Below are 23304 nucleotides of genomic sequence, written 5' to 3'. Positions count from 1 at the left end.
GGAAACGTAAATCAGGAAGGATTCAGGCCGCAAGTCGCATTAATTTGGATTAGCATCATCGTACTTTCGGAGCATTCGTCAAAAATGGCTAAAACATCAAATATCGTGCCACTTCATTAGCAAAAATCGCCCGACACATGACAAAACAGGCCCAAATCTGCCAATTTTCCGCCTCTTTTTTGCCTTGTTGCGAAAGCGCAACATTGGTCGAAAACAATCGAAACCAGAGTTCGATCTACCGGTCCAACCCTTGAAACGGGTCCAAACTCTGTCCAGCCGCATAAAAAACGCCCGACAGTGAAATGCACTGCCGGGCGTTTGATTCGATAGGGAATCGTTTTCTGACGTCAGGTCAAATCAGCCCGCATCACGGATGCGTGATTCAGCAGTTGCTACACGCTGCGCCGATTCCTTCAGCTCAGCCAACCGCTCACGCTCTGCCTCAACGACTTCCTCACGCGCGTTCGCAACGAATTTTTCGTTGGAGAGCTTCTTCTCGATACGATCCATTTCAGCGGCAATCTTGCCGGCTTCCTTGGCGAGACGTGCTGCTTCAGCCTTGAGGTCAATCAGATTGCCTAGCGGGATGCAGATTGTCGCCTCACCAAGCAGCATCTGGGCTGAGCCCTTGGGGGCCTGTGCCTCGAACGAGACACTCTCCACGCGGGCAAGGCGCTTGATGGCAGCATCGTGACGGGCGAAACGTTCTACGCTTGTCGCGTTGGCATCCAGCACGACAACCGGGGCAATCGCACCGGCGGGCACATTCATTTCCGCACGGACAGAACGAATGCCGGTGACGAGATCAACGAGCCAGTTGATGTCAGCCGCGGCTTCCTCGTCCTCAAACGACAGTTCCGGCCAGGCAGCAAGCGCCAGTACCGTATCGCGTTTCTGTCCCTCACCTGCAGTCAGGGTCCAAAGCTCTTCGGTCATGAAAGGCATGAACGGATGCAGAAGCTTATAAACCTGATCCAGACAATAGGCTGCCGTGGCTTGTGCTTCTGCCTTCGCAGCTTCATCGTCACCCATGAAAATCGGCTTCAGCAGCTCCAGATACCAATCGCAGAACTGGTTCCACACGAAACGATAGGCAGCACCCGCAGCTTCATTGAAGCGGTAGGTGTCGATGCCTTCCGTCACGGCTTGCGTTGCCTTGGTCAGTTCCGTCAGAATCCAGCGATTGACGGCAAGCTTGGCGTTTTCCGGCTTGAAACCGGCATCAAGCTTCACGCCATTCATCTGGGCAAAGCGCGTTGCGTTCCAGAGCTTGGTGCCGAAATTGCGATAGCCGGCAATACGCGCCGGGTCGAGCTTAACGTCACGGCCCTGAGCGGCCATGATGGCAAGAGTGAACCGCAGCGCATCAGCACCGTATTCATCCATCAGCTCGAGCGGATCGATGACATTGCCTTTCGACTTCGACATCTTCGCGCCGTGCTTGTCACGAACGAGAGCATGCAGATAAACCGTATGGAACGGGATTTCGTCCATGAAATGGAGGCCCATCATCATCATGCGGGCAACCCAGAAGAACAGAATGTCGAAACCCGTAACCAGAACACTGGTTGGATAATAGGTTGCGAGTTCCGGCGTCTTGTCCGGCCAGCCGAGCGTCGAAAACGGCCAAAGCGCCGACGAGAACCACGTATCGAGAACGTCAGTATCGCGCTCAAGTGCAACGTCTTCGCCATAGTGAGCGCGTGCGGCGGCTTTCGCTTCCTCTTCGCTCTTTTCGACAAAATACTGACCATCCGGACCGTACCAGGCCGGTATCTGATGTCCCCACCAGAGCTGGCGTGAAACCGCCCATGGCTGAATGTTTTCCATCCAGTCAAAATAGGTCTTTTCCCAATTCGTCGGGACGATCTTTGTCTTGCCCTCGCGCACCGCCGCCATTGCTGGCTTGGCCAGTTCGCCAGCGTTTACATACCACTGGTCAGTCAGATAAGGCTCGATCGGAACGCCGCCGCGATCACCATGTGGGACGGCGTGCGTGTGATCCTCGATCTTTTCCAGATAGCCGCGCTCGTCCATCAGCTCGACGATGCGCTTGCGGGCTGCGAAGCGGTCCTGCCCTTCGAGTTCGTGGATCAGCGCCTTCAATTCCGGTGTCAGCTGCAGCCCTTCGAGGAAATCAACATTGTCCTTGATCGTGATCGACGCATTCGTCGTCAGAATGTTGATAGCGCGCAGCTCATTCCGCTTGCCCACTTCGAAATCGTTGAAATCGTGCGCGGGCGTGATCTTGACAGCGCCGGAACCGGCTTCCGGATCAGCGTAATCGTCTGCAACAATCGGGATATGGCGACCGACAAGCGGCAGCACGACATCGTTGCCAACCAGGGCGTGGTAACGCTCGTCCTTCGGATTAACCGCAACGCCGGTATCGCCCAGCATGGTTTCCGGGCGCGTCGTCGCAACGACGATGTAGGTATGCGGGTTCTCTGGATCGAATGGAACGTTCTCAAGCGGGTAACGGAAATGCCAGAGATTACCTTTCATTTCGCGCGACTCGACTTCGATGTCGGAAATTGCCGTCAGCAACTTCGGGTCCCAGTTGACCAGACGCTTGTCGCGATAGATGAGACCTTGCTTGTAGAGCGAGACAAAAACTTCCAGAACCGCGCGCGACAGTCCTTCATCCATGGTGAAGCGCTCGCGTGACCAGTCGCAGGAGGCACCAAGACGGCGCAGCTGGTTGGAAATCATGCCGCCGGATTCGGCCTTCCACTGCCAGACGCGCTCAATGAACTTCTCGCGGCCCATGGTATGGCGGTTTGGCTCCTGCCGTTCGGCCAGCTGCCGTTCGACAACCATCTGCGTTGCAATGCCCGCATGGTCCATGCCGGGCTGCCACAGCACGTTCTTGCCGCGCATACGCTCGAAGCGAACCATAATGTCCTGGATCGTGTTGTTGAGCGCGTGGCCCATATGCAGCGATCCGGTAACGTTCGGCGGAGGAATGACCACTGCGAACGGATCGGCTCCCGGCTTCGCGCCTGCACCCGCCTTGAATGCACCCGCTTCTTCCCAGCGTTCAGCAATTTTCGGCTCTATCGCCGCGGCGTCATAGGTCTTCTCAAGCATGGAATTATCCGGTCTTTATGCGCGATGAATGGATTGAAGGCTCAATAGCAACTAACAGCAGACAAATCACTTTAAAAGTGACAGCGCCACTTTCGGTCACTTTAAAAGTGAAAACCCGCCTGCTGCACAGGCGGGTAATATTTCAATGGATCGGCTTGATACCGTTTATCGCTCGCCACGCACCACACGTTCGATTTCTTCCCGGACAAGCCGCTCAACAAGCGTCGGCAGATTATTGTCGAGCCAGTCCTGCAGCATCGGACGTAACAGTTCCGTAGCGATATCGTCGAACGAACGGCGTGGCTCGGCCCGAACCACATGGTTCAAATCCTGAAATGCGGCAGCTACCTGACGTTCGGCAATCTGCGACAGCATATGAGCAGCAGGCTGCATCTTTGCAGCGGGCTCAGTAACTGGCGCTACCGCCTCGGGCCGAACCGAGGTTTCCTGCTCGGCAAGAGCTGCAGGTTCCTGCTCCATGTCCGCATCGAGTTCCGGTTCGAGCAAGGCGTCGACTGCTTCGGCAATTTCCGCCTCAACGGAAAGGTCGATTTCTTCCAGAGATATGTCCGCCTCTGCAGGCAGTTCCAAAGACTGCGTGGCCTTGGCGTGAGAATGATCGTCATTCTCGGCATTGAGAACAACTTCATCCTCGTCATCGGCTTCGATTTCAGGCTCTGGCGCTGCCTGCGCCGGTTCGCCAATCGGGCCGCGCAATGTCGGTTCGTCCTGGAATACGTTGCGCATCATTGCAGGCTTTTCCGGCTGTGCAACGGGCTGCTCGGTGACTGGACGACGGAACTCCGCAACCTCTCCACGAGCCGGAGAGGCCGTTGCCACCGGCGCTGGCTGGCGAGTGACATCACTATCTTCAATGATCCTGCGGATGGAAGCGAGAATCTCCTCCATCGACGGTTCACGTGCTGCGCTGGATGTCTGTGCCATGGCTACTATCCGCTTTCCTGTATTGCGACATTGTCTGCAAAAGACAGAGAATCAATGGATTAAAGGTAGCGGACGATCCTCTGTTTGAGAATCCCCGGCCAAGGCAAGCTGGATCAAACTCACAGCTTTATGGATTTGTTAAGAATTGCGGGCGCTGCAAAATCGAATCGCAGCAAACAAAAAGGCACCCGAAGGTGCCTTTTCAATTCTCACTATGCTTGCAAGCAATCACCGACCGTCCGGCGTGCGCAGACCAAACCACTTGTCCTTGACGGCTTCGTAATGCTCTTCCGGCTTGTACTGAGCGACCTGCAAGCCCATCTGGCTGGCAGTCATGCGACCGGTCGCATTGAGAAGAGCATAGCTGGCGACAATAACGTTACGCTCGGATTCGACCAGAGCGATCTGAGCATTGATCAGATCGTTTTGCGAATTCAAGACGTCCAACGTCGTGCGCTGTCCAACCTTGCGCTCTTCAATGACGCCATCAAGAGCAAGCTGTGCGGCGGAAATGCCGTCACGATTTGCCTTGACCGATGCGCGGGCAGCTTCAAGCTGCGACCATGCGGAGCCGATAGCCTGACGAACCTGATCGCGAACGACGTCGACTTCGATACGTGCCTGACCGAGCTGTTCCTTGGACTGGCGAACCTGAGCCGAACTACGGCCACCGGTATAGATTGGGATACTGACGCCGACGCCGATGGACGCCGAGTTGCCATCGGTCTGCGAGCCGCCCTCGCCGGAATAAGTATCAAGGTGGCTGGCGCTTGCCGTAAGGCCGACGGACGGAAGCAGAGCGCCCTCCTTGGCCTTCACGTTATATCCAGCGGCATTAACGGCATATTGGGTCGCAAGAATGCCCGGGTGTCCGGCAGTCGCAATGGAGAAAGCCTGATTTGGCGAGCTCGGCAGGTTCTTGGCTGCGGCTGCGGTCGCAAGCTTGTCCGGCTGAACGCCGATAACCTGCACATAGGTTGCTTCTGCCGACTTGACATCCGCACGTGCGGAATTCAACGCCGCTACGGCAGTCGAACGGCTGGCATCTGCCTGCGCAACGTCGGTACGCGTACCTTCGCCCACATCGAGACGGGCGCGAGCCGCACGAACCTGTTCGTTCAGGGCTGCAAGGTTGCGTTCACGCAGAACAGCGATCTGGCGAGCCTGATAGACATCCATATAGGCTGTTACCGCCTCATAGAGTCTGTTCTGCTCTTCGTTGCGGAGATTTTCGCGCTGGGCGAAGACCTGTGTTTCTGCGGCGGCGACATTGTTCTTGGTTTGAAACCCATCGAACAGCATCTGGTTCAGCTCGATGCCGAACGTGCCTGTCGTGCGATAACCCTGACTTGAAGGTGTCTTGCCACGCCCTACGTTATAAGAACCGGTAATCTGCGGACGATAACCGGACTTGGCAATGGCCACGCCTTCATCCGTGACGCGGACACCTGCGCGGGAGTAGTTCAGGTTAGCATTGTTCTTGTAGGCCTTCACGAGAGCGCCGGTTAACGTCTCCGAGAACGCCGCCTGCCCCGTTAAAATGGTGCCAGACAACAATGCTGCGGCCGCTACCAGTCCTTTGCACGTTTTGAACACCGGGTACCTCATATTAAGAACAAACGAATCCAACTATCGAACCGATCGGTTCGGGCAAATCCTAATAACCTCTAAATTCGGTTATTTCCATTGCCCCCGCCAGAGCTTGCACAAACAAATTCCGCAGCGTTGCAGAATTGTATCATCCACTAAAATTAAAATTCGAACTGCGGAACGCGCTCGAATCCCGGCAGTGGACGAACCGCAGTGTTGAACACACCGCGTCCCGATGCAACACCATTTTCTTTAACGTAAATCCGCGCAACTCCGGCGTTCCCCCGGCCTTCAACGGCAACGAGGCGTCCGCCGTCTTTCAACTGGCTGAGAAGTGCGTCCGGAACGAAATCGACAGCGCCTTCAATGACGATCACATCGTAAGGCGCTTCCGACGGATAGCCTGCCTGCAGTTCGCCTGAAACGATCACAACATTGTCATAGCCGAATTCAGCGAGACGGGCAGTCGCAGCAGCCGACAATACGGAATCACTTTCCAGACCGATCACAGAGCCAGCAAGCTTGGAGAGGATGGCTGCCGAATATCCGGTGCCGCAGCCGACATCGAGAACCACGTCGGTGTTCTTGATACGGGCGAGCTGCACGAGCTTGGCGAATGGCGAAGGTTCCATAAGGTAGCGAGGCTGCTTGCCTTCGCTTTCCAGAAGCTGGTCTTCATCGATATAGGCGAGAACCTGACGGGCTGCGGGAACAAAAGCCTCGCGCGGAACGGTCAGGAAAGCATCGATAACCGCCAGATCGGTTACGTCCGTCGTACGGATCTGGTTGTCAACCATCTTTGTGCGAAGATCCTGGAAATCGGCTGCCATAGCCCTAAACCCTTCCTTGTCGCGGAATGCGATGTTTCATGCCATTGGAGCGCCGTGCATCCTTTTGGACGCACAAAGAGCACCATAAACGAGATTTGCCGTTGATGTGGCAAAAATCGGGGGTCCAGTCAATGAAACACAGCATTTGCGGCATTTATGCTCACTGATACCCACTACAGTTGTCGGCATCTGGATATGAAGATGCCGGAAAGCTTTCCGCGCCCCGGCATCTCGGCGCCCGTTTTGACACACAGCCTGCCCGAAACCGTTTTACGCTTTTCGGGATGGGCTCTACCGTTCGCAGCACTTTGAAACAAGCGCCCCTCAAATCACATTATTGAGCGTTCGATGCCGGATAACCGGCCTCAGCCAGTGCGGAAAGAACGGCATCCTGCGAAACCTTGCCGCCGAATTCGACCTCTTTCTTGTCGAGATCGATTTCAATTGGTGCGATTGCATCGAGCTTGCGCAGTGCGACGGTAACGCTATCGGCGCAACCGCCGCACTTCATCTTGGGAATGGAAAACTTCATCAACTCAGTCACTCCTTTCAGGACTGAACATAAGATGGGGCTTCCCATCGTGGTAAGGTCAAGGGCTATACTGCCATTCTTCTTATGGCGCTTCGCAGGTCTCCGGCACGCTCTTTTCCAGTTCAAGGGGTGACTTGGTCAAAGACCCTGTCATGATCTGCATCGGCTTGAACGGCGGCTCTTCCTGCATGGCCGGATTTGTGAGGTGAATCGTGTAGCAGCCTGTAAAGACTTCCTTCTTGCCATCCGCCGTTTCGGCTTCGATGGCCAGTGGCTGGCTCCAGTAGATCTGTCCGGCGCCTGGATCGGGATCAGTCTTGCGCAGCGCGACTTTCACGCTCTTGGTATTCTCATAGCCTTTTACAAAGGTCTTGAAATCCGGCTCACGCCCTTCCTCGGAATAATAACCGTAGGCTCGGGTATATTCCTTGCGATTGATCGCATTGTAATAGGATTCGATCAGGGCATGTGGCGTCGAGCGATCGTCGCGATAATCCGGAACTGTCACGCCTCCGGCAGCATCCTGCGTCTGCTCGGAAGGCTTGGTTTCCTCCACAGGCTTGGAAGCGTTGTCATGCTTTTCCTGAACGTTTCTCGGCGTTTCTTCGGGCGCAGCCTTCGGCGGATTTTGCGCAAAAGCGCTGTCAGCCGAAATACCTGCAAGCCCCGTGCCCAGAAGGCCGATTACAGCAGCCAGCATCAGAGGTTTCATCCGGTCATTCGACATTCGCTTCTCCTCTTTCTAGCAAAGTTTTTGCGGAACGCGTCGAGGGCGCTCCCGATTTGGTGTATTGCAGTAATGATGTTACAACACTAACTATAGTGAAAACGTGGCAGGCGCAGAGGAAACTCAGCCTGTTGCGACATGATTGGACGATTCTCCGTCCATATGCCAGCACGATACCGGAAGAGAGAAAATGGGCCGTTTCGCAGTCATGACGCTAACTGACAAGGCAGCTGATCGCGTTCGCGAGATCATCGCATCGCGGGACGGCGCTCTTGGTATCCGGGTGGGTGTGAAAAAAGGCGGCTGTGCCGGAATGGAATACACCATCGATCTCGTCACGGAAGCCAAGGCAGGCGACGATGTGATCGAGAAAGATGACGCGAGAGTCTTCATCGCGCCTGAAGCCGTTCTTTTCCTGCTCGGCACCCAGATGGATTTTGAAGTAACGACGCTGCGGACGGGTTTTGTCTTCAACAACCCGAACCAGACATCAGCTTGCGGCTGCGGCGAATCCGTCGAAATCAAAGCGGCCTCCCCGGAAAGCCTCCGCCAGATGCAGGGCGCAGCCTAACTCAAGACAAGGTCCGTCAGCTAATGGATGACGAAGCTCTTCGCGATCTGTTGCAGGACTTCGGCCCCATCAGCATCCGCCGCATGTTTGGCGGCAAGGGCATTTATCATCAGGGCCTGATCTTTGCACTCGTCGTTCGCGACGAGTTGCTCTTCAAGGCTGACGAAGTAACCATCCCGGATTTCATTGACGCAGGCGCCACCCAATGGACCTATGAAGGTCGCAAGGGCGGTGATCCAATCGCCATGCCTTACTGGAGCGTGCCAAGTGAAGCTTTCGACGATCCGGAAGTGATGACGCATTGGGCGCGCCTTGCCTATGATGCAGCGCTACGAAGCGAAAAAACCAGGTCCAAAAAGAAATCGGCTGCGAAGCGCTAGCCTCGCAGCCGATTGATTCATTTCTTTACTGCTTCGGTCAGATTCCGGTCGGAATCAGCATGAAGGCCGGAATGTCGCTGCCGAAACCAACAGGCGTCGGGCCGTCATCGTCACGATCGCGACGGCGTTTCTGTTCGTGCTGCGGCTTGCCGCGGCGTTCGTCATTGGAAGCGCGGATCGCATCACGGCGCTCACTGGCTTCGATGATTGGTTGCGGCTGTTCGGCAAGATCGAGAACTTCGGCAGGCTTCGCCTTTGCCTTGTCTTTCGGCTTGTCCTTGCCCTTGGCATCCTTGCCTTTGCCGCGTGCATTCTTGCTCTTGCGCGGATCGTCTGCCTCATCAGAGGCTGGCAGGGTGGACAGATCACCATCGAGCCATTCGATCTTCTCGCCGATCATGTTTTCGATGGCTGCAAGATATTTTGTATCGGAAGGCGTCACAATGGTGAATGCCTTGCCAGAACGCCCCGCGCGACCGGTGCGGCCGATGCGGTGAACATAGTCTTCCGAGTGAATCGGAACGTCGAAATTGAAAACGTGGCTCACATCGGGAATGTCGAGACCGCGCGCGGCAACATCGGAAGCCACCAGCAGCTGCAGTTTGCCTTCCTTGAAGTTCGCCAACATGGTCATGCGCGCGCGCTGATCCATATCGCCATGCAAGGCACCAGCGTTGAACTCGTGTCGTGTCAGCGAGCGGAACAGTTCGGATACGTCTTTCTTGCGATTACAGAAGATGATCGCGTTCTTGAGCGTATCGCCTTCCGCACGGACGAGATCGCGCAGAACCGCGCGCTTGTCCCAATCCTTCTTGCTGGATTTCACCAGGCGTTGGGTCACGGTTTTGGCCGTAGACGAAGCCTTTGCAACTTCAACGCGCGTTGGCGAATGCAGGAACTGTTCGGTCAGCTTGGTGATTTCCGGCGGCATGGTGGCCGAGAAGAACAGGGTCTGACGCGTAAACGGAATGAGCTTGCAGATGCGTTCGATGTCCGGGATGAAGCCCATATCGAGCATACGGTCTGCTTCGTCGATGACGAGAATTTCAACACCGGTCAGGAGCAGCTTGCCACGCTCGAAATGATCGAGCAGGCGACCGGGTGTCGCGATGAGAACATCGGCACCGCGTTCCAGCTTGCGCTCCTGTTCATCGAACGACACGCCGCCAATCAGAAGGGCCACGTTCAGCCGATGATTGACGCCGTATTTGGTGAAGTTCTCCTCGACCTGCGCTGCGAGTTCGCGGGTCGGCTCCAGAATGAGCGTACGCGGCATGCGCGCCCGCGCCCGACCCTTTTCCAGAAGCGTGAGCATCGGAAGCACGAAAGACGCGGTCTTTCCGGTTCCCGTCTGCGCGATACCGAGAACGTCCTTGCGTTCAAGGGCTGGAGGAATGGCTCCTGCCTGAATGGGTGTGGGCGCAGAATATCCCGCCGCTTCTACAGCAGCGAGCACTTTCGGGGAAAGACCGAGTTCGGCAAATGTCGTCAATGGAGGCGCAGCTCTCTTGGTTTGGAAATGATTTCCACCCATCCTGTCATTGCAGCCGCGTCATCGGGCGCAGGAACGAAGGCAGAATAAGGCGTCTGCAACGCAATATGCGTTTTCTTGCAGCATCGCGTACGTCCACAGCGTGCAAAAGTCAACCAAAATACCATCGAAAGATATCAAATTGCTTCAATTGTGTTGCGACAATCGAAATCAATGCGGAACTTGAACAAATTTACTCAAATTATCAAAAGCCAAAGAGCATTTGCGAAGCTGAATTACGCGCCACTTATACGCTGAAACTAATGCCTGAACTGTTCTGTCAGGATGCGCTCGTCCCAGGAATGATTTCGATCAAAGAGGATGGCCACCTGGCTGTTCGGTGCTTCCCGCACGGTAACAGCCCTGACCGATTTGACCTCATTATTGTCCGCGACCGCATTGACCGGGCGTTTTTCGGTTTCCAACAAATCCATGCGAACGGTTACGTGCTTCGGCAATAGCGCCCCACCCCAACGGCGCGGACGGAAGGGACTCACCGGGGTGAGCGCCAGAAGCGGCGCTTCAAGCGGAAGAATGGGGCCTTGTGCTGAAAGATTGTAGGCGGTGGAACCTGCAGGCGTCGCGACCATCACACCATCGCAGACGAGTTCGTCCAGACGCACCTTGCCGTCAATCGTTATCCGAACCTTCGCAGCCTGATAGGACTGACGAAAAAGGGAAACTTCGTTGATCGCCAAAGCCTCGAATGATTGGCCGGATTCTGTTTCGGCGACCATGACAAGCGGGCGAATGGTTTCCATCTGCGCGGCCAGAATGCGCTCCGGCAGGTCATCCACGCTGAACTCGTTCATCAGGAAGCCGACAGAGCCGCGATTCATGCCATAGATCGGCGTACCGCTGTTCATGAAATCGCGAAGCGCCTGAAGCATGGTTCCATCGCCGCCAAGTGCAACGATGATATCGGCATCTTCAGCAGCCACATGACCGTAGCGGGCAACGAGTTCTTTTTGGGCGACAAGTGATTCTTCGGTTCCCGACGACAGAAAATGCAGCGCGAGCGATTTATCTTCCATATTTACAGTCCCGAATCTGGCCAACTCTGACAAGTTTGCCACTGTTTCCCCAACCCGCTATTGGCTATCACATGAAAAACCCGGTTGCCATGACCTGCTAGCGATGAATTTTCGTTTTACACGCGCTGCATTTGTGCTAATCGGGCGCAAGTGCCCTTATAGCTCAGTTGGTAGAGCACCTGATTTGTAATCAGGGGGTCGGGAGTTCGAGTCTCTCTGGGGGCACCATAAAAATCTCAATAATATCAATATATTGAGTGTTTCGGCGGTGCCGGTTTCCTTAAAATCCATGTCGCATTGTGTTACAACTAAGTGCAAGCAATTACAATGACTTAAACTGAGTCGCGGCTACTGGACGCGACATGCCATGCAACATGGAACAGGCAAAAACGAGTCGCCCTCGCCTATTCTCAATCGTCTTAAACCGTCTGAATAAGACGCCTTTCAGACGCTGAAACGTTTCGTAGGCGTTACAATAACGTTACGCGTAACGCTTTTGTTACGTCACGTGACGCTGTGACCTGTTACGTGACAGTCACGCGTCGCCGTCGAATTGCCGATATCATGGAGTTAAATCGCCATCGTTCATCCATCCAAACGGAGGGAACAATGGAAGGCATCTTCTCACCTGCCACATTAGCGAAGCGCTGGGAGTGTTCCGAAAAGCATGTCCGGCATCTGATCAAGTCCGGCGAGTTAAAAGCATTCAGGCTGGGCGGGAAGCTTTATCGCATCAAGCAGAGCGAAGTGGAGGCTTTCGAGTCGCGTGACGTTGAAATCGCTTCAGAACCCGGCGAGAAGTTGGTAGAGCGACTTGACCCACTCGCGCGAGTCACCCTGTCGAACTTGCGGCGCGGGCAGCAGCAGAGGTGAATGTTGATGCCAACTTCAAAAGCAACCGGACTACGTCTTGCCGATCTGGATAGAATGGCAAAGGCAGCAAAGCGCCATAACGTGCCGATTGAGATGCAGGACACTACAGGCAGAATTTTTCGGGTCTATCCGTCAACCGATGACTTGAAATCGTCCCCATCCGTTGATCCGGACATCGCGTACGGCGGGACGACTTTGGAAGAGTGGCGAAACAGAAAACGCCGCCGCTAAATCAGAATGGAATGGCGCCCATGCCGTTGCTTACAATAAAGCAAGCCGCGGAGGCTTTGGCCATATCGGTCCGTCATCTGATCAATCTTTCCGAGGATGGGGAAATCCCCTTTGTGAATGTTGGCCGAGGTACACGGAAAATCCGGCGCTACGATCCGGCAGATATCGAAGCGCTCAAGAACCAACGGAAAACGGATAGAGCTACTGAGCAGCAGCCCGCATCTTCAAGGCGTGTGCCTCACAGTTCGCCCCTGACTATCGTGGATTTCCGTGCCCTCTTGGAAGAGAGACGTTCTAAGAAACGAAAATGACCAAGCGAGCCGCAATCAAGCAAGCCGATTTACGCCGCATGGCCATCGTTGCCAAGGAAGAAGGCGTTATGATCGAAACCGAGATCGAGGGAATTATATACCGGATATCCCCCTACGCTCCGGAGCACAGCAACCTTTCACCGCGTCGCGAAAAGCCCGTAATTCGTTTGTGACCTCTTGTGGAAAGTTCCAGATTGACTCTCATTCCTGATGAGAACATTTTAGGAACATCGGTAGGCGGCCCGATAACATCATAGACATGCTTGGTGGCGTGTATGTCTGCTTCACTGGAGCAGAACAATGAATGCGGTTGCGCAGGGAAATGAATACGACGACGAGATTGACTTGGTTCTCGCCTACCACAAAGGCGATACGCGGGCCGCAATAGAGGCACTTCTCAAGGATCGGGACTTTCTCGTCAAAGAGATCGAATATGCCAGTTTGGCTATGTCGATGGGCTTTGCACGTGGCTGGAAGCCTACGGTGTTCGTGAAATGAGCGGGAGATCGCGCGGCGAACCGCCAAAGACGCTCATCAATAAGCATTATCCGTTTCAGGTCGTGCTTTTCTTGACTGATGAGCTGCGCATAAGGCTTTTGGAAGTGATTGCGGACGAACATCGGCTCGGTGCTTATCGCCTGCATGACTGCGTATATCATGAAGGCCGTTACTTCTCGATTGTGAAATTCCCAACCAAGGAAGGCCAGCAAGAGTTCATCCAGCTATATGGCAGCGTTCCCTACGACCCGGCAGACAAGAAATCCAAGCCGTGGGAAACCTATTTCGAGTCGATACCGTGCGAGCATCCCAATTCAAGCTGATCGAAATCGATACTTGCCTCGGCCATCTAGCACCATGGATGAGATTGGGCGCTGTGTGCGTTCAATGTCGCCGAACGGGTGAAGTAGATAGGTGGGCGTTGCAGCGCAAGATTGGCCTGAAGAGAAAGCTCAAAGACGTGGAAATGAACCTCTACTGCGAGGGGTGCGAGCTGAAAGGGCGCGGCTTCTTCATTGTTTCGAAAGAAAGGCGGTGAATTAACACTCACCTTCTAAATTATTGGGCTAATTTATCTCGACTTACGACCGCGACTCATTTTCATCTATCGATATGCATAAGTCTCGCTCAAAAGGGAGGCGGAGAGCAGATAGCGGTGGGGACCGTCGATCAATTGGGAAAAAGTACAGAACAACGCATCCAAGATTGGCTTGCAGACGATTATTACTGGTATCAACGTTTTGGACACCGAGTCAGAGCTTGGTGGAATAACAGTTATCGTATCCGTTTCTGGGGCAGTGCCCACTTAGCGTCCAAAACAGTAATGTCGTCGTCAGCGCCAGCTGCTGCGTATTATTATGGCACAGTTACTTTAGTTCAGGCATCAATCGTAAGCGGCTCCATTCTTTTATTGAGTGCATTGGTAGAATTCTCGAATAAGAGAAGTAAAGATAAACTCTCAAACGCACCTGAAATTCATGCCGACATGATGCTTCGAGTTGGCGATTTTTTCTCACTCATAAAGTTAAGAACAACAAAGAACGATAATGACGACGCAATTCGTTCATGTCTTGGAATACTTGAAAACTATGCTTGCCTTATTACTAATTCGCCCAAGGGACAGATTTCAGTCTCGCTTGTTTTGTATGCGGGTAGCAGCAAAACGCGTATGAAAATAAAGCATCGAAACCCCGGCAACACGAGGCCCACGAACAGAGAATTTGATGCGACTCAGTTGATGGGCTACCGGGCATGCTCAAGCGGCACAAAGCCTCGGGTAGTTCACGATCTAAAGTCGTTTGGAAAGTCTGCTGGCGATAGCCCGACTCAGTCTGGGGTGAACTATCGGTCTTTTCTTCTTATTCCTATTCAGTCGCCCGATGGAAATCGCATACGAGGGTTCGTTTCGGTTGATAGCCCTCGTCCCTTTGCGTTTTACGGGGAACGTAGTTCCGTGTTAATGGTTAGATGTGAGCCGATTTTAAATCACCTTAGTGATCTGATCGAGAGGACGTAAATATGTTGGCAGGCATAAAAGTCCCCACTGTTGACGGCACAAACAAGCCGATGAGCGACTCAGAACGTCTTGACTGGCTAAGGACAGAAGCAGCCAAAATTCGACAGGCTTACGAAAATCACCGGATTTCTGAGGCCGAAGCAGTTCGACAACTAAATCAATTAATTGCTGATGAAAGAAGTTTTCTTCGAAGACTGTTCGGTTTTTAATCGCCATACCTGAAACTCTTAAATCGACTGCCTCCTGACGGTCGTGCGACCTTGTGTGCGGCATATATATTGCTCCTTGGATGTATGTGGTTAGCTCAAGCAGGATACGATTTATTGCCTCGGAGGCGAGCCTGATATGACAAATGGATAATTTTGATCCGAAGTGGAAGTTGCGAAAAGAATTATTGATGGCGATGAGCCTAGCAAATTCGAGTACAAATTCGAGATAAGCATTGGAAGCGGGCAGTTGTGGATGAGCCGGGGTATCCTCATGGATGCCTTTAGCGCACAAGCATGTTTAACGTTGCTTAGGCGTGGGTGGTTTATGCGACCCGTTTCTTTGAGGCGGGTGTATCCGATCAGAGGTGAAGTGGATTAATATATGGCAAGTAAGACGCAGACGAAGGAGTTTGTTCAATTAAAGGCCGCTCTTTTCGAGACCGCGCTTTGTGTAACAAACATAAACGGCGTTTTAATGCCCCTTTTGTATGGTGATAAACTTGATCTGAAGGTTGACCCCATAATTAAGGCTAGGCAAGATTACGGAGTTCTTCAAACGAATATTCAAAAATTGATTAAGAGCTTGCAGGCGTTAGAGCGAGGAACTTCCGACGATGTCGAATAAGGAAGCCACCAACGTTGAGCTAAAAGCACTTATTGATATCAACCAAAAGCAAGCCTCGGAACTCCGCTCCTTGAAATCTGGTGGAGGCGGTGGCACATTTGATGGTATGGAAGCACGTGTTTCAAAACTGGAAAGCCTTGCAGAGGATACTCGCAGTACGCTTGAAAGCATACAGCGCCAGCTCGCACGCATTGATACAAAACTCGATGGAAAGCCTGACCAAGGATGGATCATCACGTTAATAATCGCGGTTTTTGGACTTTCGTTTGCCGTGATAGCCGCTACGGCTGGCATATTCGCATTGATTAAATAAAGCAGACATATGAGCCCAGATCAAAGGCAAAGCCCCGGCGCGAACCGGGGCTTTTTTGCGATGTCATACCACCACGGCGCGCACTGCAACTATCGCACCGAAAGGAACTAGCTCAAATCTGGTCCTAGCTGATTATGAGGGGAGTCCCCCCCCCGACGCGTGACCTGTTAGACGGACTGCGGCATAGTGCACCTACAAAGCAATGAGTCGAGGGCAATAGTTTGTGGCGAAAAGGGGGTAAATATGCCTGATTATGGGAAAATCGTAGTCGGTCGATCCGTATTTGATTATGAGCAAGTTGTGCATGGAATGCTTAGTGGTAGTGCCACAGTAGAAGCAGGTGGACATTTGATTTTGCACGGTGTCCTAACCGGCGATCTAATTATCAAAGAAGGTGGCAAAGCAACCGTGCATGGCATTGTGGAAGGCCATATTGCGAATGCTGGCGAGCTCTTCATTCATGGAATTGCTGAAAAGGGATACATCACTCGTAGTGGCGGGAAAACCACGGTATCTGAAGAAGCCTTAGTTCATGGCGAACGCGTTGGGAAAAGTTAATGTCAAAAGCGCATCAGGACGCCTATCAGCAGGCCGTTGAAAAAGGCCAACAAGCATGGCGAGACGGCAAGAGCGAGCAAGACAACCCTTACCCGCCAGAAGCGCCATATAATGACGGTTGGCGACGAGGTTGGGAAATCGAACGCGATCTGGAAACAAATTGACCAGTTCAGCACGATTGTGAACAAACGCGCAGAGTTTATTTTGCGGATTGTTTTTATGACGTTCGCGGCGATCCTAACCGCCGGAGTCATCGTGAAGGCGTTCGGCCTCGACCGATGAAGCAACATATGCCCCTCCGACTGCCGCGAGCCATGCTTGCGCGATGAGACTTGCTTGCATCGGAGAAAGCTTGAACCGTTGCCCTTCCACCTCAACGAAAATATTGTGGCCCTCACGAATAGGGTGAAGGCCGCGAATGAGCGAAATTGTCGGCGTCACTTATGAAAATAGCCCCAGAGTTTGAGGGTGTTCTCATAAAGGGATGCAATACCCACGATGATGGCCAGAACGGTAATTGCTACCCATTTACCAACACGGCCCAATGTTTGAAGCGTTTCCCAAAGGGTCATTACACCTTCGAGGTTCGATATATCCTTGTCATCCAGCTTCGAAAGGAACTCTTTCGTGTGGTCTGGAAGCTCGATCATCCGGTTGACGGTAGGTGCTTCGCTATCCATTGGGCTCATGCCTTCCACCCGCACATTTTTGCGCCTAGTTCATTATGAGTCAGCATCGCTGAAACCTCCCGATCAGTCATTGCCGCCAAAGCGACTGGAGAAGGCCGCAAAGGACTTGCGACCAGACAGAATGAGCCTTGCGGGCTGGCGCAGGCTGACAGGGCGCAGAATACAGCCAGTGCAATCACCTTGACCATTTCGACAGCCTTTCGCGGTTCTGCTGCGGATCGCGCCCCGCCACCGCTGCGTCAATTTCGTCCGCAACTGATCGAGCGGCAGAGCTTTCATCTTTCTGCCGGGTCTTTTCAGCACCTTTGCCATCTGCCCGGCCCTTCAGGTACAGGCCGAGCGCCCCGGCAATGGCGAGACCGATATAAGCCACCCATCCATTTGACGCGACGATAAGGCCAAGAATTGCTTCAAGCATGGTCTGCCTCTCCAACTTTATACCGCAGAAGGCGGGCCTTCTTGTTGATCCGGTGGCGGTCGTACAGCCACCAAACAAACACGATGCCATTCACGATGACGCCTATAAGGGCATCGGCTGCGCCGTCATCCAGCCAGCCGCGAGCAATCAGGAAACCGCCGACCACCTGAAGGATTTGCCGAATGATCGGGATAAGAAGGGCGATATCCATCATTTCCCCTTTCTGAAGATCGCGAGAATTGCCCGGAACAGATCGGCCCAGAAACCGGTTGAGATTTCCGTGGTCGGAATTCTGACTTCGGGTTTCGCCACTGATACGGGTGTGAGGAATTGCTTCCGCTCCGCCTCGCGACGGGTTGTAAGCCCCTTGAGCACCTGCTTTCTCCCGTTGACGGTGATCTTGTTCCACACAAGGAACTGATCGGCTGCGGCCTGTCGGTCGCCTGCATTCAGCCGCTTCAGCAAGGTCGAGCCTTTGAAAGCTCCCGCGCCGACATTGAATGCGAAGCTAACCAAGGCGTCGAATTCATTCTGGTTGAGCGGAACCTTTACTGCCGACGATACAGCGACTTCGAAGGTCGCCAGATCGCGAGACAGGATTTCAGAAGCCTGCGCCGCCGTGATCTTCATTCCGGCCACAACCTTCGGCGCTCCAGCTGCTGACGTATGGCCCACGCCAATAGTCCATATCCCGGCGCTATCCTTGTAGGCCGTCAGTTCAACGCCTTCGCGCTGTTCGATGAGCTTTCGCCCTGCTGCACTGGTTTTCATTGGATTTCCCTTTCAGGCACAAAAAAACCGCCTCAATGGGCGGTGCGTGTCGTCAGATTGTCAGAACGGTCAAACGGTCGCGAATTGCTCCCAGACGAAATCAACCTGCTCATCAGTCAGGCCGAGGATCGGGATAAGCTTCACAATCAGGTGATTGAGGCGGCGGAATTCGCTCGCATAATCCCATTCAATTTGTGCTTCTGACTTGTCTGGCTCAGGCAATGCGCCTATGGCCACATCCACACCGCTCAGCTTCCCCAAATGCAGCAGCCCGAGCCGGATTTGCCTCGCTGTAAGGTTTGGCATGCGCTCGCGCTTTTCTTCCGGCGTGAGCGCAGGCTCGACATAGGGGGTGATAATGTTTCCTTCAGCTTCCCATTCCGCAAGCATGGCGCGATGACGGTTCGTCATGTCATCAGGCACAGTCAGAACTTCACCGTCAATCTCCGCAACGATAAAACCGTCTTCGTTGAATTTAGCACTCTTGATCATTGTTCAAAGCTCCGCATCAAGTCGGCTATCAATTGTAAATTCACCTGCCCCTTGGGTGTTCGTGCCATTTACTCCAACAATACAAGTTTCAGCAGAGGCCGACGCATTTGCTATGGTGCTACTAAACCCGCTCTGCGTGACAACTGTAGCGGAAACAGTGGGGGCGGCTCGCATAGGTGGGCTAATTCGCATTCGGTTGAAACTGGTAAAACCTGTCGTCACATTCCCGGAATAGGTCTGCCTCACCACCGTGTAATATCGCTGGCATAGCGCAAATTCCTGCTGAATGTGGCGTGGTGAGGATGGATCGGCCTCTGCGATGGCGTCACCCTTGACAACAGACACGCGTGCCAACGAATAATTGCCGGTTGCTCGTGGGGTGAGAGTAAATGCAAGCGCCACGTACCCATCACTGGTCGTTCCAATCGTCTTTCCGGCGATTGAGGGCATATGTGTTTCGGCGTGGAATATTGACCCCACTAGCGGGCGAATACTTATTCAATTTTGACCCCCGCTAGATTTCATCCGAGGATCTGACTTTTAGTCAGCGGATGGAGTAGGGAGTTGAAAAGAGTGGATACGATTGCTCGTGTCCGGCGCGCCTTCCATGTTCAAGGCTGGTCGGTAAAGAAGATCACCAGAGAGCTTCATGTTTCTCGTAATACGGTTCGCAAAATACTGCGATCTGATGCGACGGAGTTTTGTTACAAACGTGAACATCAGCCCTTTCCGAGGATGGAGCCTTGGAAAGGAGACGTTGAACGTTTTCTTGTTTCCAACGAAGGTAAGGCATCTCGTGAGCGGTTGACGCTTATCCGCATTTATGAAGAAGTTCGGTCGCTGGGCTATGAAGGCAGCTATGACACCGTCCGCCGCTATGCCAAATCCTGGTCTAAGAAGCGCGGATTAGTGGCGAGTGACGCCTACGTTCCGCTCTATTACGCGCCAGGCGAAGCTTATCAGTTCGATTGGAGCCATGAGATTATTCGGCTCAATGGTGTGACGACGACAATCAAGGTTGCGCACGTTCGATTGTGTCATAGCCGGATGATGTTTGCGCGGGCTTACATGCGCGAAAGCCAGGAAATGGTGTTCGATGCACATGATAAGGCTTTTGTGTTTTTCCGTGGCGCTTGTACGCGCGGTATATACGACAATATGAAAACGGCTGTTGATGCCATTTTTGTTGGGAAAGAGCGGCAGTATAATCGTCGGTTCCAGCAAATGTGCAGTCATTACCTTATTCAGCCTGTTGCCTGTACTCCGGCATCAGGTTGGGAGAAGGGACAGGTTGAGAACCAGGTTGGCTTGGTTCGAGAGCGCTTTTTTACACCGCGTTTACGGGTCAAAAGTTTGGAGGAACTCAATGTCTGGCTCCTCGATAAATGTATCGCTTATGCAAAAGCACACCGCCATCCTGAACAAACCCAGCGCATGATCTGGCAGGTATTTGAGGAAGAACGCAAAAGTCTTGTACCATATATTGGCCCCTTCGACGGCTTTCACTGTGTTCCAGCGTCGATATCAAAAACCTGCACCGTCCGTTTTGACAACAATAAATACTCGGTTCTTTCAACTGCAGTTGGTCGTCCTGTAGAAGTTCATGCCTATGCAGATCGGATCGTCATACGGCAGGATGGTGTGAAGGTCGCAGAGCATACGCGTAGCTTTCATCGAGGTGAAACGATCTACGACCCATGGCATTATGTGCCTGTTCTTGCTCGAAAACCTGGCGCTCTACGCAATGGCGCACCTTTCCGCGATTGGGTTTTGCCAGCCGCAATGGAGAAAATCCGCAAACGTTTGCAGAGCGCTCACGATGGTGATCGGCAGATGGTCACCATCCTCGCATGCGTACCTTCCGACGGATTGGCTAATGTCGATGCTGCATGTCAGGAAGCGCTTGATCATAACGTGTATTCTGCGGCAGTTATCATCAACATTCTCGCACGCAGTCGAGACCCGGCTCCAACTCCCACACTCCAACTCCCCGACGCACTTCGATTGATGCATGAACCAATCGCCGACTGTTCACGCTATGACAGTCTTAGGAGGGCAAGCTGATGGAACGCACGCAGGTACTTGAACTCATGGGAACGCTGAAGCTCTATGGTATGCGCAGCGCTTATGATGAGGTGATGGGGAATGGAATAAAACGGCAGCACGAACCGCCACGTATTGTGGGTGAGTTGTTGCAGTCGGAAATTGCAGAAAAGCAAGCACGTTCCATTCGATACCAGCTCAGCATAGCCAAATTACCTCTTGCTAAGGACATTGAGGACTTCGACTTTACCGGCACCCCAATCAACGAAGGTTTGGTTCGCGAGTTGGCCACAGGCATTTTTGTTAGCGATCAAAGAAATGTCGTTCTGGTTGGTGGCACGGGAACAGGAAAAAGCCATCTGGCTATTGCCATTGCGCGCGCACTCATTCGCAATGGCACACGTGGCCGTTTCTTCAATGTGGTTGATCTGGTCAATCGACTTGAAACTGAAACACGCAACGGGAAGCAAGGCAGGACCGCAGAATATCTCAACCGTCTCGACTTTGTTATTCTCGACGAGCTGGGGTACTTGCCATTCGCTCAGGCAGGCGGGCAGTTGCTGTTCCATCTTATAAGCAAGCTCTACGAGCGAACCTCGATTATCGTTACGACCAATCTGGCGTTCGGCGAGTGGCCGACCGTCTTTGGCGATGCAAAAATGACAACTGCACTTTTAGATCGCCTGACGCACCATTGCGAAATCGTAGAGACAGGCAACGATTCATGGCGCTTTAAAAACCGCTCTCAAAGCTAAAGCCGAAACAGCTAATCACCCGCACTTGGCCTACCCTTTGCAACCCCGGCCAGCGTCGGGCAGGCCAAGTGCTAATCCGTAATCGGGGGGTCAATATTGGACAAGTAAAGGGGGTGAATATTCCGTTCCGATTGACACCCAGCTTCTCATTGACCTTCTTGGCGTACCGGCGAAGGTGTGTCAGTCCGATCATTACCCGCTTGGACTGGTGAAACTCGCACATGGGCAGCAACTGGCGAACCGCGTTGATACGATCTTCCGGGTTCTGTGCCACGCCACGCTTGATCTGTTTCAGCGGCAAGCCAAGCTGGTTGACCGTCTGTATTCTCGACTTTGCCCCGTTGCCCCACTCACGCGTTCCGATATCGTGCGGGAAGAAATGGCGCTGATACTTGAAAGGCTTGTCTCGCCCCAGTTCCAGCATCGCCTCTACACGGTCCTGAAGGCCTTTCGTGTATTCCGGCATTGCGGAAGGAATGATTTCCTGCGGCCCCAGATCAGAACACTCATAGAAATCGATAATGCGGACACGCGGTACGTCATCGATATAGCGGACTTGAAGAAACCAGATGACCGTATAGTCATCCACGCCCAAATCCCATGATGTGAACACCGGCAAGGCTGGATCGTATGGAAACCAGCCTACTCGACCGATCCGCTCCAGCGCCGCAATGTGCTTCGCGTAGTAAGCGCCTGCCGATATTCGTTCATAGCCGCCGCCCCAGACGTGTTCTGCCATTTCCGGGTCATTGGCGTAATCCGTGTCCTTTTCCTCGATCAGGACCTGCGGCACCCACGGATTATCGTACCAGTTGACCTCGACCACGATAGAGTTCTTTGGCCGTTCACCACCGAAAAAGAACTTGTCTACCGCATCAGTCTCATAGCGCGTATTCCATGAGAACCAGATTTCCGAACCTTCCTTGCGGATGGTCGGGCGAAGTAGGCGCAGCGACTTCTCGGAAAAGGTCTGCGCTTCTTCCACCCATGCAATGTCAAAATCTTCCAACGACTTGATGTTTTCAGCGTTGTAAGACTGCATTCCCTTGAAAACGATAAGGGAACCACGCGGCCCCCGGATTTCCGTTTCCAGTATATCGAAGTGCTTTCCCAGCCCGAGTTTCTGGATTTTCTGTATCAGGAGCTCGCGTACTGAGTCCTTGATGGTCGCTTGCACTTCACGGATACAGGCCACGCGGGTTTTCTGTCGGAAACACCGCGCAATGATCTGCTCAGCATAGAAATGCGATTTTGCCCCGCCTCGCCCACCCCGAGCAGCCTTGTATCGTGACGGCTGCAACAATGGAGCGAGCGCACGTGAAACCTCAACGTTTAGGATCGACAATGGTGAACTGAATGGCTGTTGGCTCGCCATCCTCCCCTTGCGGACCCGTCAATTCCATCTGCGTCCGGTCGCCGTATTTCTTTGGCCGGAGCTTTCCAGCCATCCATTTGCGGGCATCGATGCGAAGCTGCGACCGGCGTAGAGCCTCGCCATTTTCTTGCCAGCCTATGGCCTCGCCGTCTCTGCTGTGCTTTTCCATCCAGTCATTCTGTCCATCGTCCGCAATTTCCAGAATGTCATCAAAGATTGCGTCGGCCTGCGCCTCGCGTGCGTGCGCGTATTGGTCCGCGAAGGCTGAATTCTGTGAAAGCCACTTGAAAACCGTGGAACGCGCCGGAAAGCCTTCCTCACCGCAAATGGTGCGCAGACTATCGCCATCAGCTATGCGCTCACATATCGCGTCGGCCAGTGCCTGGCTAAACATTGT

At 53.4% G+C, this 23304-nt stretch carries 30 protein-coding genes and 1 tRNA gene; 16 read left to right on the top strand and 15 right to left on the bottom strand.

Annotation, left to right across the window (positions count from 1 at the left end):
• Positions 1-357: 357 nt before the first annotated feature.
• The 6 genes from LJ361_RS05700 to LJ361_RS05675 form a co-directional block, all read right to left on the bottom strand.
• Positions 358-3090, bottom strand: a complete 2733-nt coding sequence (locus LJ361_RS05700) for a valine--tRNA ligase (protein ID WP_105529036.1) — start codon at positions 3088-3090, stop codon at positions 358-360.
• A gap of 165 nt (positions 3091-3255) precedes the next feature.
• Positions 3256-4035 (bottom strand): PopZ family protein, encoded by a 780-nt coding sequence (locus LJ361_RS05695; RefSeq protein WP_105529035.1) that lies wholly within the window; start codon positions 4033-4035, stop codon positions 3256-3258.
• A 228-nt stretch (positions 4036-4263) separates the two neighbouring features.
• Positions 4264-5643 (bottom strand): TolC family outer membrane protein, encoded by a 1380-nt coding sequence (locus LJ361_RS05690; protein WP_010661296.1) that lies wholly within the window; start codon positions 5641-5643, stop codon positions 4264-4266.
• A 143-nt stretch (positions 5644-5786) separates the two neighbouring features.
• Positions 5787-6455, bottom strand: a complete 669-nt coding sequence (locus LJ361_RS05685) for a protein-L-isoaspartate O-methyltransferase family protein (RefSeq protein ID WP_010661295.1) — start codon at positions 6453-6455, stop codon at positions 5787-5789.
• A 334-nt stretch (positions 6456-6789) separates the two neighbouring features.
• Entirely contained in the window at positions 6790-6990 is a 201-nt protein-coding gene (locus LJ361_RS05680; protein ID WP_105529034.1) for a heavy-metal-associated domain-containing protein, read from the bottom strand.
• Positions 6991-7069: 79 nt separating this feature from the next.
• The gene (locus LJ361_RS05675) at positions 7070-7714 is read right to left on the bottom strand and encodes a hypothetical protein (RefSeq protein WP_264812951.1); all 645 of its coding nucleotides are present in this window, start codon (positions 7712-7714) and stop codon (positions 7070-7072) included.
• Positions 7715-7904: 190 nt separating this feature from the next.
• On the opposite strand from LJ361_RS05675, the gene sufA reads away from it, so the two are divergent.
• Both sufA and LJ361_RS05665 read left to right on the top strand, forming a co-directional pair.
• Positions 7905-8285 carry a Fe-S cluster assembly scaffold SufA gene (sufA, locus tag LJ361_RS05670; RefSeq protein ID WP_010661292.1) on the top strand — a complete coding sequence of 127 codons (381 nt, stop codon included), beginning with the start codon at positions 7905-7907 and terminating at the stop codon, positions 8283-8285.
• A 23-nt stretch (positions 8286-8308) separates the two neighbouring features.
• Positions 8309-8665 (top strand): TfoX/Sxy family protein, encoded by a 357-nt coding sequence (locus LJ361_RS05665; protein WP_105529033.1) that lies wholly within the window; start codon positions 8309-8311, stop codon positions 8663-8665.
• A 37-nt stretch (positions 8666-8702) separates the two neighbouring features.
• Here LJ361_RS05665 and LJ361_RS05660 read toward each other — a convergent pair whose 3' ends face one another.
• Entirely contained in the window at positions 8703-10157 is a 1455-nt protein-coding gene (locus LJ361_RS05660) for a DEAD/DEAH box helicase (RefSeq protein WP_264812949.1), read from the bottom strand.
• A 299-nt stretch (positions 10158-10456) separates the two neighbouring features.
• Entirely contained in the window at positions 10457-11230 is a 774-nt protein-coding gene (locus LJ361_RS05655; RefSeq protein ID WP_036583970.1) for an NAD kinase, read from the bottom strand.
• Between the two features lie 152 nt (positions 11231-11382).
• Here LJ361_RS05655 and LJ361_RS05650 point away from each other — a divergent pair.
• The 12 genes from LJ361_RS05650 (at position 11383) to LJ361_RS05600 (ending at position 16646) form a co-directional block, all read left to right on the top strand.
• Positions 11383-11458: transfer RNA gene (locus LJ361_RS05650), tRNA-Thr, on the top strand.
• Positions 11459-11839: 381 nt separating this feature from the next.
• Entirely contained in the window at positions 11840-12103 is a 264-nt protein-coding gene (locus LJ361_RS05645) for a helix-turn-helix domain-containing protein (protein WP_264812948.1), read from the top strand.
• A gap of 242 nt (positions 12104-12345) precedes the next feature.
• Positions 12346-12645, top strand: a complete 300-nt coding sequence (locus LJ361_RS23570; protein WP_413775051.1) for a helix-turn-helix domain-containing protein — start codon at positions 12346-12348, stop codon at positions 12643-12645.
• A complete protein-coding gene (locus LJ361_RS05640; RefSeq protein WP_264812947.1) occupies positions 12642-12818 on the top strand; it encodes a hypothetical protein in 177 nt (58 codons plus the stop codon). Before LJ361_RS23570 ends, LJ361_RS05640 begins: the two co-directional genes overlap by 4 nt.
• A gap of 127 nt (positions 12819-12945) precedes the next feature.
• Positions 12946-13143, top strand: coding sequence for a hypothetical protein (locus tag LJ361_RS05635; RefSeq protein ID WP_264812945.1), 198 nt, complete (start codon positions 12946-12948; stop codon positions 13141-13143).
• Complete coding sequence (locus LJ361_RS05630; protein ID WP_264812944.1) at positions 13140-13466, top strand: hypothetical protein; 327 nt, start codon at positions 13140-13142, stop codon at positions 13464-13466. The genes LJ361_RS05635 and LJ361_RS05630 overlap by 4 nt, the downstream gene beginning before the upstream one ends.
• A gap of 332 nt (positions 13467-13798) precedes the next feature.
• Complete coding sequence (locus LJ361_RS05625) at positions 13799-14659, top strand: hypothetical protein (protein ID WP_264812943.1); 861 nt, start codon at positions 13799-13801, stop codon at positions 14657-14659.
• A 2-nt stretch (positions 14660-14661) separates the two neighbouring features.
• A complete protein-coding gene (locus LJ361_RS05620) occupies positions 14662-14868 on the top strand; it encodes a hypothetical protein (protein WP_264812941.1) in 207 nt (68 codons plus the stop codon).
• 382 nt (positions 14869-15250) lie between these two features.
• Entirely contained in the window at positions 15251-15493 is a 243-nt protein-coding gene (locus LJ361_RS05615) for a hypothetical protein (protein ID WP_264812940.1), read from the top strand.
• Positions 15483-15806: a hypothetical protein gene (locus LJ361_RS05610; protein WP_264812939.1), complete on the top strand. Its 324-nt coding sequence runs from the start codon at positions 15483-15485 to the stop codon at positions 15804-15806. Before LJ361_RS05615 ends, LJ361_RS05610 begins: the two co-directional genes overlap by 11 nt.
• A 243-nt stretch (positions 15807-16049) precedes the next feature.
• Complete coding sequence (locus tag LJ361_RS05605; RefSeq protein WP_264812938.1) at positions 16050-16364, top strand: hypothetical protein; 315 nt, start codon at positions 16050-16052, stop codon at positions 16362-16364.
• Positions 16365-16400: 36 nt separating this feature from the next.
• Positions 16401-16646 (top strand): hypothetical protein, encoded by a 246-nt coding sequence (locus tag LJ361_RS05600; protein ID WP_264812937.1) that lies wholly within the window; start codon positions 16401-16403, stop codon positions 16644-16646.
• 155 nt (positions 16647-16801) lie between these two features.
• Here the strand turns inward: LJ361_RS05600 and LJ361_RS05595 are convergent, their stop codons facing one another.
• From LJ361_RS05595 to LJ361_RS05575, 5 genes are all read right to left on the bottom strand, one after another.
• Positions 16802-17044, bottom strand: coding sequence for a hypothetical protein (locus LJ361_RS05595; protein WP_264813576.1), 243 nt, complete (start codon positions 17042-17044; stop codon positions 16802-16804).
• Between the two features lie 184 nt (positions 17045-17228).
• Positions 17229-17471, bottom strand: a complete 243-nt coding sequence (locus LJ361_RS05590) for a hypothetical protein (RefSeq protein ID WP_264812936.1) — start codon at positions 17469-17471, stop codon at positions 17229-17231.
• Positions 17464-17685, bottom strand: a complete 222-nt coding sequence (locus LJ361_RS05585; RefSeq protein ID WP_264812934.1) for a hypothetical protein — start codon at positions 17683-17685, stop codon at positions 17464-17466. Before LJ361_RS05585 ends, LJ361_RS05590 begins: the two co-directional genes overlap by 8 nt.
• A complete protein-coding gene (locus LJ361_RS05580) occupies positions 17682-18242 on the bottom strand; it encodes a lysozyme (RefSeq protein WP_264812932.1) in 561 nt (186 codons plus the stop codon). Before LJ361_RS05580 ends, LJ361_RS05585 begins: the two co-directional genes overlap by 4 nt.
• A gap of 69 nt (positions 18243-18311) precedes the next feature.
• On the bottom strand, positions 18312-18734 hold the full coding sequence (locus tag LJ361_RS05575; RefSeq protein ID WP_264812930.1) for a hypothetical protein: 423 nt from the start codon (positions 18732-18734) through the stop codon (positions 18312-18314).
• A 564-nt stretch (positions 18735-19298) separates the two neighbouring features.
• Here LJ361_RS05575 and istA point away from each other — a divergent pair.
• On the top strand, positions 19299-20798 hold the full coding sequence (istA, locus tag LJ361_RS05570; RefSeq protein WP_036589690.1) for an IS21 family transposase: 1500 nt from the start codon (positions 19299-19301) through the stop codon (positions 20796-20798).
• Positions 20798-21532, top strand: coding sequence for an IS21-like element helper ATPase IstB (istB, locus tag LJ361_RS05565; protein WP_036589688.1), 735 nt, complete (start codon positions 20798-20800; stop codon positions 21530-21532). Before istA ends, istB begins: the two co-directional genes overlap by 1 nt.
• On the opposite strand, the gene LJ361_RS05560 is transcribed toward istB, so the two are convergent.
• Complete coding sequence (locus LJ361_RS05560) at positions 21510-22907, bottom strand: PBSX family phage terminase large subunit (RefSeq protein ID WP_264812929.1); 1398 nt, start codon at positions 22905-22907, stop codon at positions 21510-21512. The genes istB and LJ361_RS05560 overlap by 23 nt on opposite strands.
• On the bottom strand, positions 22858-23301 hold the full coding sequence (locus LJ361_RS05555) for a terminase small subunit protein (RefSeq protein WP_264812928.1): 444 nt from the start codon (positions 23299-23301) through the stop codon (positions 22858-22860). Before LJ361_RS05555 ends, LJ361_RS05560 begins: the two co-directional genes overlap by 50 nt.
• Positions 23302-23304: the final 3 nt, after the last annotated feature.

The sequence above is a fragment of the Brucella sp. JSBI001 genome (genome assembly GCF_026014005.1).
In the GTDB taxonomy this organism is placed as follows: Bacteria; Pseudomonadota; Alphaproteobacteria; order Rhizobiales; family Rhizobiaceae; genus Brucella; species Brucella anthropi.
This window is presented reverse-complemented; position numbering and strand designations above follow the sequence as displayed.

Bases quoted from the DNA above. Each gene is read 5' to 3' on its own strand.
- LJ361_RS05590 (WP_264812936.1), bottom strand. From the start codon at position 17,471: ATGCTTGAAGCAATTCTTGGCCTTATCGTCGCGTCAAATGGATGGGTG.
- LJ361_RS05605 (WP_264812938.1), top strand. From the start codon at position 16,050: ATGCCTGATTATGGGAAAATCGTAGTCGGTCGATCCGTATTTGATTAT.
- LJ361_RS05640 (WP_264812947.1), top strand. From the start codon at position 12,642: ATGACCAAGCGAGCCGCAATCAAGCAAGCCGATTTACGCCGCATGGCC.
- LJ361_RS05615 (WP_264812940.1), top strand. From the start codon at position 15,251: ATGGCAAGTAAGACGCAGACGAAGGAGTTTGTTCAATTAAAGGCCGCT.
- LJ361_RS05575 (WP_264812930.1), bottom strand. From the start codon at position 18,734: ATGATCAAGAGTGCTAAATTCAACGAAGACGGTTTTATCGTTGCGGAG.
- sufA (WP_010661292.1), top strand. From the start codon at position 7,905: ATGGGCCGTTTCGCAGTCATGACGCTAACTGACAAGGCAGCTGATCGC.
- LJ361_RS23570 (WP_413775051.1), top strand. From the start codon at position 12,346: ATGGCGCCCATGCCGTTGCTTACAATAAAGCAAGCCGCGGAGGCTTTG.
- LJ361_RS05695 (WP_105529035.1), bottom strand. From the start codon at position 4,035: ATGGCACAGACATCCAGCGCAGCACGTGAACCGTCGATGGAGGAGATT.
- LJ361_RS05700 (WP_105529036.1), bottom strand. From the start codon at position 3,090: ATGCTTGAGAAGACCTATGACGCCGCGGCGATAGAGCCGAAAATTGCT.
- LJ361_RS05560 (WP_264812929.1), bottom strand. From the start codon at position 22,907: ATGGCGAGCCAACAGCCATTCAGTTCACCATTGTCGATCCTAAACGTT.
- LJ361_RS05655 (WP_036583970.1), bottom strand. From the start codon at position 11,230: ATGGAAGATAAATCGCTCGCGCTGCATTTTCTGTCGTCGGGAACCGAA.
- LJ361_RS05690 (WP_010661296.1), bottom strand. From the start codon at position 5,643: ATGAGGTACCCGGTGTTCAAAACGTGCAAAGGACTGGTAGCGGCCGCA.
- LJ361_RS05675 (WP_264812951.1), bottom strand. From the start codon at position 7,714: ATGTCGAATGACCGGATGAAACCTCTGATGCTGGCTGCTGTAATCGGC.
- LJ361_RS05580 (WP_264812932.1), bottom strand. From the start codon at position 18,242: ATGAAAACCAGTGCAGCAGGGCGAAAGCTCATCGAACAGCGCGAAGGC.
- LJ361_RS05635 (WP_264812945.1), top strand. From the start codon at position 12,946: ATGAATGCGGTTGCGCAGGGAAATGAATACGACGACGAGATTGACTTG.
- LJ361_RS05585 (WP_264812934.1), bottom strand. From the start codon at position 17,685: ATGATGGATATCGCCCTTCTTATCCCGATCATTCGGCAAATCCTTCAG.
- LJ361_RS05555 (WP_264812928.1), bottom strand. From the start codon at position 23,301: ATGTTTAGCCAGGCACTGGCCGACGCGATATGTGAGCGCATAGCTGAT.
- LJ361_RS05645 (WP_264812948.1), top strand. From the start codon at position 11,840: ATGGAAGGCATCTTCTCACCTGCCACATTAGCGAAGCGCTGGGAGTGT.
- LJ361_RS05620 (WP_264812941.1), top strand. From the start codon at position 14,662: ATGTTGGCAGGCATAAAAGTCCCCACTGTTGACGGCACAAACAAGCCG.
- LJ361_RS05665 (WP_105529033.1), top strand. From the start codon at position 8,309: ATGGATGACGAAGCTCTTCGCGATCTGTTGCAGGACTTCGGCCCCATC.
- LJ361_RS05630 (WP_264812944.1), top strand. From the start codon at position 13,140: ATGAGCGGGAGATCGCGCGGCGAACCGCCAAAGACGCTCATCAATAAG.
- LJ361_RS05685 (WP_010661295.1), bottom strand. From the start codon at position 6,455: ATGGCAGCCGATTTCCAGGATCTTCGCACAAAGATGGTTGACAACCAG.
- istB (WP_036589688.1), top strand. From the start codon at position 20,798: ATGGAACGCACGCAGGTACTTGAACTCATGGGAACGCTGAAGCTCTAT.
- LJ361_RS05595 (WP_264813576.1), bottom strand. From the start codon at position 17,044: ATGGATAGCGAAGCACCTACCGTCAACCGGATGATCGAGCTTCCAGAC.
- LJ361_RS05610 (WP_264812939.1), top strand. From the start codon at position 15,483: ATGTCGAATAAGGAAGCCACCAACGTTGAGCTAAAAGCACTTATTGAT.